Here is a 10991-nt window from a genome sequence, read left to right on the forward strand (position 1 = left end):
GATGCCCTTGCCCGGACCCTTGGTCACCGTCACCTTCGTGTAGCCCGGCAGGCCAAGATTGTCGCCGTCATGCACGGTCTGGCCATGGATCAACATCAATGCGATCTTGTTCATCGCCATGCCCGCAACCTTCGGATCCCAGAACGAAATGCCGTTGATGGCGCCGCTTTCGAGGAACTTGCCCGCCTCACCCGGCAGACCCGTGCCGTACACGCAAATCTTGCCCTGCAGACCCGCCTCTTCAACCGCGCGGCCAATGCCGATCACGTCCAGCGACGACGAACCCTGGAAGCCCTTCAGGTCCGGATGTTTGCGCAGCACTTCCTTCGCGACTTCATAGGCGCGCTCGCCGTCGTTATTGGTTTCGAGCTTCGGCTCGACCAGATCCATCTTCGAATACTTGGCCTTCGCGTTGCCGATCCCGCCATCGGCCCACTGAACCTGCGAACGGCTTCCGAGCGAGCCCACCAGCACGGCCCATTTGCCTTCGTCGTGCATGCACGAAGCAAGGTGTTCGTTCAGATTGGCGCCGTAGGCCGTGTTATCGAACGCTTCGATGTCGACCATGGTGTTCTTTTCATTGTCAGCCTCGTGCGTGACCACCTTGATGCCGCGGTCCATCGCCTTCTTCAGCACGGGTTCGAGCGTCGGCGGATCGTACGGCACCACTGCCAATGCATCGACCTTCTTGGCGACCAGGTCTTCAATGATCTTCAGTTGCTGGGCTGCATCCGCCTGGCCCGGGCCGGTCTGATAGGCCGTGACACCGGGGTTGTCCTTCGCGAATTCCTTGACGCCTTCGTCCATCCGGTTGAACCAGTTGATGCCGGTCACCTTTACCACTGTCACGATCGTGACATTATTCGCCGCCTGCGCTGCAGCGACCACGCCTACCGTGAGGACGCCCGCGGCGATCGCGGCGCTCAATCGAGTCAGTTTCATACCAAGTCTCCATTTTTCTTTCGATGTCGCCCTGCTTCACGGTTGCGGACATCCAGGGCCCCGATGTACGCCGTGTACTAAACCTTGCCTATGTGCCGATGCTCAAGCTAACGCTCGCTAGCGCCGCGTGGACGGATCGGATCGCGTGAAACCGAAGATCGCGCTGACCCGCTCGCCACCGCCGAACGCCAGCGACAGCAACAACAGGAAACCCCACGCGCAGTCGCCGAAGAATTGCGACACGCCCAGCAGATTGAACAGGCTCGCGAGGAACTGCAGCACCGTCGCCGCGAAAAACACGGAGATGATGCGGCCGCGGCCGCCGGCGGGATTCACGCCGCCCATCACCGCAATCAGGATCGAGATCAGCAGATACGAATTGCCGTAGTCCCACTTTGCGCTCGATGTATGGGTGGCGCTGATCAGGCCAGCAAGAGATGCCAGCACGCCGCACATCGTGTAAGTCACGATCAGCATGCGGTCGCGCGGAATCCCGGCATAGAAAGCCGCCTTGGGGTTGGTACCCATCAGATACAGCCGCAAGCCGAACGGGCTGCGCCTGAGGAGCCAGCCGAGCACGATGATCGCGGCGATGAAGATCACGAACGAGATCGGCACCTGGAACCACGTGCCGTTACCGATATCCGAAAGCTGATCGACATACTCGACCGGCACCGAGGCGCCGTTGCTCAATACCACAGCAATGCCGGTGAACAACAACTGGGTGCCGAGCGTGCAAAGAATGGGAGTGAGCCGCAGCTTCGCAATCACGATGCCGTTCAGGAAGCCGCCGAGCAGCCCCATGACGACGGTGATCGCACAGAAGAGCGCCGTATAGGCGACGGGCGAAGCATCGCTGCTGATGAGCTTCGGCAGCGCCAACGCGGCAACCATGCCTGACAGATTGGCAAGGCCGACACCCGACAGGTCGATACCGCCATTGCCGGAGATCATCGAGAGCATGATGCCGAGCGCGAGCAGGCCCAACTCGGGCAACTGGCTGCCCATCGACTGCAGATTGTCGATATCTACGAACTGGCCGTGCGAGAGGCCGGTGGCCACTAGCACGACAAGCACGTTGACGATCAGCAGGAAATTCAACTGCCGGTCGGAGAACAGTTTTCCAACAGCGAACGAGGACTTCATGGTGAAGACAGACTCCTTCAAACTGCATCGAACTTCAGTGAGCCGTTGAGGTGCGCTTAATGCATCACCAACGCACAGTTGATGCGCAGGCTTATTACGCAGACGCCGATTGGCCCGACTGACTCAATACCTGATTCACTTCGCTCAAGGTCGGCATCGAAGGCGCCGTGCCCGGCCGCGTGACGGAGATGCCTGCCAGTGCACAGCCGAAGCGCATCGCCTCCACCGGATCGGCGCCGCGTGCCAGTGCAGCAGCAAAGCCGCCCGTAAAGCCGTCGCCTGCGCCAGCCGTTTCCACAACACGACCGCACTGGAACGCTGGCACGAGCACCGATCGCGTGGCCGAGTGCAGCAGCGCACCTGCTTCGCCCAGCGTGACGATCACCGTGCCGACACCTTTAGCCAACAACACGTCGGCGGCACGCCGCGCATCGTCGGCGTTCTGGATCGGCACGCCCGTCAAAGCAGTGGCTTCCGTTTCGTTCGGCGTGATGTAGTCGCACAGCGGGAAAATATCGTCATCGAGCGGTAACGCGGGCGCCGGATTGAACACAGTGGTGACACCGTGCCGGCGCGCCACTTCGAGCCCACGGCGCGCAGCAGAGATCGGCTGCTCCAGTTGCGTCACGAACACCTGCGCAGCGGCAATATCCGCTTCAATCGCGTCGGCGTCGCTCGCGTTCATCGTGCCCGCAGCACCGGAGGCAACGATGATCGCGTTCCTGCCGTCGGTCTCGTCGACAAAAATATGCGCAGCACCCGTCGACACACCTTCTACAGCCATGGCCCGTGCAGTGATGCCTTCGGCAGCCCACGTCGAGCGCGCAATCGCGCCGAACGCATCGTTGCCGAGGCGCGTGCAGAAGACCACTTGCGCGCCAGCGCGCGCCGCCGCGACCGCCTGGTTCGAGCCCTTGCCTCCCGGGCCCATCGCGAAGGACGAACCGGCGATGGTTTCGCCGATCAGCGGCATACGCTCGGCGCGGAAAGTCAGATCGGTCACATAGATGCCGAGAATGACGACGCGCCCATTCGCCTGGGACTGCGTACTCATTTCCTGCGCTCCGTCGCGCTCGGCGTGTCCGGCGCTAGCAACACACCCTTCTTGAACACAAAGCAGCCGTAACCACGCTGCTCGCCGGTCGCGATCACGCAATAGGCCTGCTTCGCCCGCTCATAGAAAGCAAAGCGTTCAATCGAAGCAAACGGCACGTCGCGCCCTTCAGCGGCGTTCACTTCGGCTTGCGCCTCGCGTTGCACGGCGGGAATCGTGTTCGGCTCACCGACCACTTCCATGCGCAGCGCCGGATCGTCGACGAAGCTATCGAGCGGCATGACAGACAGCACCGCACGAACCGCGCTCGCCGCATCCGCGCCGTCGAAGCGCAGCAGCTTGCCCAGCACCGTTGCACGCGCAACGGAGTCGCCGGGGAAATTCGCATCGCAAATCACCACTTCGTCGCCGTGGCCCATCGCGCGCAGCGCGTACAGCACATCGGCATTCAACAGCGGGTCCAGATTCTTCAGCACAGTGTCTTCTCCATGTTCTAGCGGACTGCCATCGGATAAGGGTTCGACGGTCAGTCTCCGTAAGGTATCCAGATGTTCTTCACTTGCACTGCCTGACGCAGCCAGGCCGGGCCTTCCGTCGAGCGGTCGAACCAGTCGAACTCGCGGCCATGATCGACGAAAGTGCGCTTGAGGTTGCCCACCGACGCACGTTCGACCAGCGTCGAATCCGCCGCGCTGCCGAAGCACCAGAGCGCGTCGACGTCATCGTGTTTGGCCAACGCAGGCAGCAAGGCAGCGCGCTCGCCGGTGACGATATTCAACACACCGCCAGGTACGTCCGATGTCTCGACCACCTGATACAGATCCGTCGCCGTCAGCGGGCACGTCTCGCTCGGCAGCACCACCACGCGGTTGCCCATCGCCAGCGCCGGTCCCACCAGCGAGACGAAGGCCAACAGCGGCGCCTCATCGGGACAGGCAATGCCGATCACGCCAAGCGGCTCGTGCATTGCCAGCGCGACACCACGCAACGGCGGAGTATGCACCGCGCCGTCGAACTTGTCCGCCCACGCCGCGTAGGTGAAGAGCCGCGTCACTGCTGCTTCGACTTCCGCGTGTGCGGCGGCCTGGTCAACACCAGTGCGTGCCACGAGTTGCCGCGCGAATTCGTCGCCTCGCACTGTGAGATTCTCGGCAAGGTAATAAAGCACCTGAGCGCGGTTGTGCGTAGTGGCCTGCGACCACTTCCCTGCACCGCGCGCCGCCTCGACGGCATTGCGAATGTCCTTGCGGTTACCGTCGCCCACCTCGCCGACAATCGCGCCATCTGAACCATAGACGGGCAGCGAATAGCCACCGTCTGGCCGCACCTGTTTGCCGCCAATGAACAGCTTGGCGGTGCGATCGATTGGCGTCACATTCGCAACGGTGGCGAGCGACAAGTCCGCCGTGGCGCGCCCGTTAGCAACGCGAGCAGGACGTTCAACGAGCTTAAGCCACGCACGCGGCTTCAGATATTCGTAAATGCCCTCGCGGCCACCTTCACGCCCGTAACCCGACTCGCGATAGCCACCAAAGCCGACCGCCGCATCGAACAGGTTGGTTGCATTGACCCACACAACACCCGCTTGCAGACGCGGTGCGATATCGAGCGCACGGCCAATCGTTTCGCTCCAGACGCTCGCGGCCAGTCCATAGCGCGTGTTGTTGGCAAGCGCGACCGCCTCGTCCGGCGTGCGGAAACTCATCGTCACCAGCACGGGGCCGAAGATCTCTTCCTGCGCGAGCGTCGATGCAGGCGCGACACCTGTTATGAGTGTGGGCGGGTAATAGCAACCCTGACCCGGCACGGCGGCATCCGGCGATTGCCATACCGAGCAGCCTTCAAGACGGCCCGCTTCCACGAGCGACTGAATCCGTTCGAGCTGTACCGGATCGACGATCGCGCCCATATCGATGCTCTTGTCGAGCGACGAACCCACGCGCAGTGTTTCCATGCGCCGCTTCAACTTGTCGATGAAGCGCGCTTCAATGCCCTCTTGTACGAGGAGACGCGAACCGGCGCAGCAGACCTGCCCCTGGTTGAACCAGATGGCGTCCACTACACCTTCGACTGCGCCGTCGAGGTCGGCGTCGTCGAACACGATGAACGGCGACTTGCCGCCGAGTTCGAGCGTCAGCGATTTGCCGGAACCGGCTGTCACCGAACGAATCTGCCGGCCGACTTCCGTTGAACCGGTAAAGGCGAGCTTGTCTACATCAGGATGTTCGACGAGCGCAGCGCCGGTGCGGCCATCTCCGGTGACAACATTCAGCACACCTGCAGGCAAACCGGCGCGATGCGCCAGTTCCGCAAACAACAAGGCGGTAAGCGGCGTGTATTCCGCGGGTTTCAACACGACGCAATTGCCGGTTGCGATAGCCGGCGCGATCTTCCACGCGAGCATCAGCAGCGGGAAATTCCACGGCACGATCTGGCCGACCACGCCCAGCGGCGCAAAGTCGGCAAACTCGCTGTCCTGCAACTGCGCCCACCCTGCGTGATGCAGGAAGTGACGCGCGACCAGCGGCACGTCGATGTCGCGCGTCTCGCGAATTGGCTTGCCGTTATCGAGCGCTTCGAGCACGGCGAAGAGGCGGCTATGCCGCTGCACCATACGCGCCAGCGCATACAGATGACGCGCGCGCCCAGCGCCACCGAGCGCCAGCCACGCAGGCTGCGCAGCGCGAGCGGCGGTGACTGCCGCATCGATATCAGCCGCATCGCCTTGGGCGACATGCGCGAGCAACTCACCCGTGGCAGGCTCGCGCGATTCGAAACGCTCGCCCGAAGCCGGTGCATGCCATGCCCCGCCGATAAAATGCCCGAAGCTGGCCTCGTGCTGCGCAAGCCACGCGCGCGCAGGTTGATCGTCCTCGGGTGCGGGACCGTACTCCATCGAAGAAAAATATTCGGCTACGCTCATGGGATCGGTCTGCTCAGGCTACGGGGTGACGATTGAAGGAGGAATAACGGCCGCTCACGTGATGTTCGAGCTGGCGTTCGATGTCGGCAAGCAGGCTCGATGCACCGATACGGAACAGCTCCGGCTCGAGCCACGCACGCCCCAGTTCCTCTTTCATCAGGATCTGATACGTGAGCACGGATTTCGCGGTGGAGACGCCGCCCGCCGGCTTGAAGCCGATCAGGATGCCGGTGCGCTCGTAGTAATCGCGGATCATGCGCACCATCACCAGCGATACATCGAGCGTCGCATTTACGCCTTCCTTGCCGGTTGAAGTCTTGATGAAATCGGCGCCCGCCATCATGCAGATCATCGATGCGCGCGCCACATTCGAGAGCGTGCGGATATCGCCGGTGGCGAGAATCGCTTTCAGATGCGCCGGACCGCAGGCCGCTCGGAAATCGCGCACCTCGTTGTAAAGCGCTTGCCAGTTGCCCGTAAGCACATACTCGCGCGTGACGACGATGTCGATCTCTTGCGCGCCGTCGGCGACCGAGGCTTCGATCTCTTTCAGTTTGAGCGGATGCGGAATGAGACCTGCAGGAAAGCCCGTGGACACCGCTGCTACCGGGATGCCGCTACCCTGCAATGCATCGACCGCTGCGGCCACGAAACGGTGGTACACGCACACCGCGCCAGTCGTGATGGTCTGCGGTGCGATGCCGAGGGCGCTGAGGATATCGGCACGCACCGGCTGCCGCGCTTTTGCGCAGAGCCGCCGCACGCGGCCTTCGGTGTCGTCGCCACTCAGCGTGGTCAGATCGATGCAGGTGACCGCCTTCAATAGCCAGGCGGCCTGTGCATCTTTCTTGACCGTACGGCGCGTGCCGAGCGTAGCGGTGCGCCGCTCGACTGCAGACTGATTGACACGCAGGCCGTCGAGCCAGGCGGCGTCGAACGGTACGCCGGGATTGCGTTCGGGATGAACGGCCACGCCGCGCCGAAGCGCGATGACCGAGGAAGACGAAGATGGAGCTTCAGGCATGAGTCGTCCGTGATTTTGTGCAGTGCACAGCAACCGGTGATGGTTTATTCGCAACCATCGTACATCGAATGATAGGATCGTAACAAGCTTCGTTACGATCATTTCCTTATATCGTGCTTGTGAAACCGGCGCGCATCGGCAACCGCCGGGCGGTCGCTGGTTTGCCCATCGGTATTTCCACTAGGCGCTGTACTGGGAGAGCAGGTATTGTTGAGCCCGCAGCGGCGCCTGGGTGGATAGCCATCAGGCGTCTATTGCTACGGTTTACCTGGACGCGGCAAAAGCCTCGTCGTCGATACCGTATTCGAGCTGGCCGACGGCGTGAAGCGACGCATCCACTTCCACGAATTCCTGCGCGAGATGAACCGGCGGCTCGTCAACGAACCGCGTGGCGACGACCGTCTCGGCTCGGCCTCTCGGCAGTGGCTCGACGGCGTTGAGTTGCTTTGCTTCGATGAATTCCACGTGCACGATATCGCCGATGCGTTTCTGATCGGCCGTTTCCTCGAGATCGCGCTCGAACTCGGCACACGTATCGTGCTGACCTCGAACTATGCGCTGCAAGGCCTGCTACCGAATCCGGAATTTCATGAGCGCTTCGGGCCGACTATCGCGCGGATAGAGCGGCACTTCGCGGTGGTGCATTTCGATGGCGCGCACGATCTGTCGCGCACGCTGAGCCGGTTAGCCGAAATGCAGTCAAGGACCTATCGAAATCCTTTCGATAACCCAGCTGTGTCGTCCGAGATAACGACATCCCTCACCTGAGAGATGCCGCTTGCTTTGCTGTTGGACGCTCAGGCCGCGGCGGCAACCACCTCAATACGCAGCGCTTCTCCGCCCGCCACAATGACGAGCAGATGGTCGACGTTCGGGTGTGCACCCGGACGACTGCGTGCGTCGGCCGTATGCTCCGCGAATACTGCCAGGCCGTGCTCGGCTGCCTTGGCATCCAGCGCGCCGAATACCCGCTGCAGATAATGGTAAACCGCGACCGAACCCTGCTTGCCCGGCTTGTTCTCAATGCTTGCCACCACGGCACCGTTGCCGTCCAGCAGATCAATGCGCTCGATGCCGTCGATCGGAGGCAGTTGAGCGAGATTGTCCTTGAATACGTTACTCGGTTGAATCACTTAAGGGGCTCCATCGGTTAGATAGTGAACGTTGCGGCGGTATCTTATCCGATAGGATTCCGCACATCGCGCAAGCTCGCCCGGCGACAGGTTCGCAGAATGCGCACCAGAAAACTTCTAACTAACAGGACGATTCCTTGCCCATCTCTATAACGCGTCGGCGCCTGGCTCTCGGGCTACCGTTCCTGCTCGGAAGCGGAGTCACCACTCCGCTTTACGCAGCCACCAACCCGATCAACAACATCGAACGCCGTCACGGCGGACGCCTTGGTGTATTTGCCATCGATACCGGTTCAGGCCGAACACTCGCTTACCGGGCCGACGAGCGTTTCCTGATGTGCAGCACCTTCAAAGGACTTCTCGCCGCGCAGGTGCTCACACGCGTAGACGCCGGCAAGGAGAATCTGGACCGCCTCGTGCATTACACGGAGAAGGACCTGATCTTCACGTCCCCCGTAACGAAAGCCAATGTCGCGCAAGGCGCCATGTCGGTCCGTGCGATGTGCCAGGCTATCGTCGAAGTCAGCGACAACACCGCGGCGACCCTGTTGATGAGAGACGCTGGCGGTCCTCCCGCGCTGACCCAATTTGTTAGAAGCCTCGGCGACACCGTCACGCGTTCGGATCGCTATGAACCGGATTCCAACCAATATAGCGGCGCGCGGGACACGACCACGCCCAAAGCGATCACGAAATCAGTCGGCAAAATTCTCTTGGGCAATGTGTTAAGCGCGCAGTCGCGTCAACAACTTGAAAGCTGGATGATTGATTGCGAGCCAGGCCTCGACAGGATCCGCGCAGCGTTGCCGACGGACTGGGTTGCCGCAGACCGGCCAGGAACGAGCGTCGAAGAAGAAACAAACGACTACGCGATCGTGCGCCCACCAGGACGAGCGCCCCTGCTTGTCGCGGCCTATTACGATGCACCGTATGTCGACATGGACGGCCGCGAAGCCGTCCTGCGCGAGGTTGGCGCGGCGTTCGTCGACTGGGCCAAGCGCAGCGCGTAAAGAGAGCCGGCCTGCGCAATCGACATTGCTATCACAGCAATACGATCGGCACCGCAGGCCGTCTCAGCTAATTTACTACGTCGAAATTCTTAAAGAACGATCCGTCTCAGGCCGCGCTTTCCACTTCCGCACGCGTAGGTATCGACGGTTGCGCGCCAGCGCGCGTGACTGAAATCGAGGCCGCCCGGTGCGCCAGACTGATCGCGCCTTCGAGCGGCTGCCGCGCAGCAATTTGCGCGGCAAATACACCAATAAACGTATCCCCAGCAGCAGTCGTATCGACTGCCTGAACCTGCGGCGCGGGGAAGTGCTTCCCTTCGCCACCTTCCAGCAAGAGATAAGCACCTTGCGACCCAAGCGTCACGATCACATTGCGCGCGCCGCCGCGTTGCAACTCTGTCGCCGCCCTTCTCGCGCCACTCTCCGATTCGACCGGCAGGCCGGCGAGGATTGCGGCCTCGACCTCGTTCGGCACGAGGTAATCAACCAGCGGCAACCATTCAGCAGGCAAAGGCCCAGTTGCCGGCGCTGGATTCAGTACCGTGATCTTGCCTAAGCGGCGCGCAAGACTGAGCGTCGCGTAGACCGAATCCCATGGCGTTTCCAGTTGGCAAACCACGACATCGCAAGCCTTGATTGCGGCCTCGTGACGCGCGACGCTATCCGGCGTGAGCTGGCCATTACTTCCCGCGACCACGACAATGGTGTTCTGCCCGTCGTCCGAGACCGTCACCATCGCGACGCCGGTAGGCTGTGCCGGGTCGACATCAATACCCGCGCAGTCGATGCCTTCCGTCTCCAGATCCTTGACGCGCTGCGCGCCGTTGGCATCCTTGCCGACGCATCCGACCATCGCCACCCGCGCACCGATGCGCGCTGCCGCCACCGCCTGATTGCCGCCCTTGCCGCCGGCAACCTGCGAGAACTCATGTCCGCTGATGGTCTCGCCTGGCCGCGGCAAATGCGGCGAACGCGCCACCAGGTCGGTATTGATACTGCCCACCACGAGAACCCGGCCCTGCTTCACTTCTTTCGACACTTTCTCTCTCCTGCCGATCATTCGCCGAATGACTGGATCATGCGGCGCGACGCCGGCTTCTATAGGTATCCAGCACGACCGCCACGACAATGACGGCCCCTGTAATAATGCGCTTGGTGGGTTCGGTCGCCCCGATCTGTGCAAGACCCGCGGCCAGAACCGAGATGATCAACACGCCGAAGAAGGTGCTGGTCACCGAGCCACGACCGCCCATCAAACTCGTTCCGCCAATCACCACCGCTGCGATCACCTGCAATTCGATGCCCGAGCCGGCATTCGGATCCGCCGCTTCGAGCCGTGAAATCTGGAACAGCGCCGCGAGGCCGGAGAGCAGACCCATCATCGCGAATACCGCGATCTTGTAGGGCCGCGGATTGACGCCCGCGAGACGCACCGCTTCCTCGTTCGTGCCGATGCCAACCAGATACCGGCCAAACACCGTGCGCGTCAACACGAACTGTGCAACGACCATCACGATGATAGCAATCAGAAACGCAGGCGAAATGCCGAACGCGATCGGGTTGGAGAGGAAGTCGAACGCGTCGCCGATGTAGGCCGTGCGCGAGTTGGTCAGCTGATACGCAACGCCGCGCGCCCCCTCGAGTACGCCGAGCGACACGATAAACGACGGAATCCGCCACGCCACGGTGATCGTGCCGGTCACGCAGCCCGTCAAGGTTGCGCCCGCCATGCCGAGCAAGGCCGAGGGTAGCGCCGGCC

The 10991-nt window shown here is 62.0% G+C and carries 10 protein-coding genes and 1 pseudogene; 2 read left to right on the plus strand and 9 right to left on the minus strand.

Features of this window, described 5'->3' with window-relative positions; all coding sequences use genetic code 11:
* From M0954_RS24070 to deoC, 6 genes are all read right to left on the minus strand, one after another.
* On the minus strand, positions 1-942 hold a 942-nt coding region (locus tag M0954_RS24070), incomplete at its 3' end, for a substrate-binding domain-containing protein (protein WP_297355919.1).
* Between the two features lie 117 nt (positions 943-1059).
* The gene (locus M0954_RS24075; RefSeq protein ID WP_133893452.1) at positions 1060-2088 is read right to left on the minus strand and encodes an ABC transporter permease; all 1029 of its coding nucleotides are present in this window, start codon (positions 2086-2088) and stop codon (positions 1060-1062) included.
* A 94-nt stretch (positions 2089-2182) separates the two neighbouring features.
* Complete coding sequence (gene rbsK, locus M0954_RS24080) at positions 2183-3142, minus strand: ribokinase (protein WP_123388108.1); 960 nt, start codon at positions 3140-3142, stop codon at positions 2183-2185.
* The gene (locus M0954_RS24085; protein ID WP_122158492.1) at positions 3139-3618 is read right to left on the minus strand and encodes an RbsD/FucU family protein; all 480 of its coding nucleotides are present in this window, start codon (positions 3616-3618) and stop codon (positions 3139-3141) included. Before M0954_RS24085 ends, rbsK (M0954_RS24080) begins: the two co-directional genes overlap by 4 nt.
* A 50-nt stretch (positions 3619-3668) precedes the next feature.
* Positions 3669-6065, minus strand: a complete 2397-nt coding sequence (locus tag M0954_RS24090) for an aldehyde dehydrogenase family protein (RefSeq protein ID WP_297355921.1) — start codon at positions 6063-6065, stop codon at positions 3669-3671.
* A gap of 13 nt (positions 6066-6078) precedes the next feature.
* Positions 6079-7089, minus strand: coding sequence for a deoxyribose-phosphate aldolase (deoC, locus tag M0954_RS24095; RefSeq protein ID WP_122158490.1), 1011 nt, complete (start codon positions 7087-7089; stop codon positions 6079-6081).
* A gap of 246 nt (positions 7090-7335) precedes the next feature.
* On the opposite strand from deoC, the pseudogene zapE reads away from it, so the two are divergent.
* Positions 7336-7752, plus strand: a pseudogene (gene zapE / locus M0954_RS24100) (cell division protein ZapE); the annotation flags it as partial.
* Between the two features lie 134 nt (positions 7753-7886).
* Here the strand turns inward: zapE and M0954_RS24105 are convergent.
* Positions 7887-8222 (minus strand): DUF2322 family protein, encoded by a 336-nt coding sequence (locus tag M0954_RS24105; protein WP_122158489.1) that lies wholly within the window; start codon positions 8220-8222, stop codon positions 7887-7889.
* Between the two features lie 137 nt (positions 8223-8359).
* Here M0954_RS24105 and bla point away from each other — a divergent pair, with 137 nt between their 5' ends.
* Complete coding sequence (bla, locus tag M0954_RS24110) at positions 8360-9232, plus strand: class A beta-lactamase (RefSeq protein WP_122158488.1); 873 nt, start codon at positions 8360-8362, stop codon at positions 9230-9232.
* Positions 9233-9338: 106 nt separating this feature from the next.
* On the opposite strand, the gene rbsK (M0954_RS24115) is transcribed toward bla, so the two are convergent.
* Both rbsK (M0954_RS24115) and M0954_RS24120 read right to left on the minus strand, forming a co-directional pair.
* Complete coding sequence (gene rbsK, locus M0954_RS24115) at positions 9339-10292, minus strand: ribokinase (RefSeq protein WP_297355923.1); 954 nt, start codon at positions 10290-10292, stop codon at positions 9339-9341.
* Positions 10293-10308: 16 nt separating this feature from the next.
* Positions 10309-10991, minus strand: a 683-nt coding sequence (locus tag M0954_RS24120) for an ABC transporter permease (protein WP_297355925.1), incomplete at its 5' end; no start/stop codon positions are given.

The organism is Paraburkholderia sp. (genome assembly GCF_026225065.1).
Lineage (GTDB): Bacteria > Pseudomonadota > Gammaproteobacteria > Burkholderiales > Burkholderiaceae > Paraburkholderia.

What these genes read in the sequence shown, in the direction of transcription:
- rbsK (WP_297355923.1), bottom strand. Translation starts at nt 10,292, where the DNA reads ATGATCGGCAGGAGAGAGAAAGTGTCGAAAGAAGTGAAGCAGGGCCGG.
- M0954_RS24090 (WP_297355921.1), bottom strand. Translation starts at nt 6,065, where the DNA reads ATGAGCGTAGCCGAATATTTTTCTTCGATGGAGTACGGTCCCGCACCC.
- rbsK (WP_123388108.1), bottom strand. Translation starts at nt 3,142, where the DNA reads ATGAGTACGCAGTCCCAGGCGAATGGGCGCGTCGTCATTCTCGGCATC.
- deoC (WP_122158490.1), bottom strand. Translation starts at nt 7,089, where the DNA reads ATGCCTGAAGCTCCATCTTCGTCTTCCTCGGTCATCGCGCTTCGGCGC.
- M0954_RS24075 (WP_133893452.1), bottom strand. Translation starts at nt 2,088, where the DNA reads ATGAAGTCCTCGTTCGCTGTTGGAAAACTGTTCTCCGACCGGCAGTTG.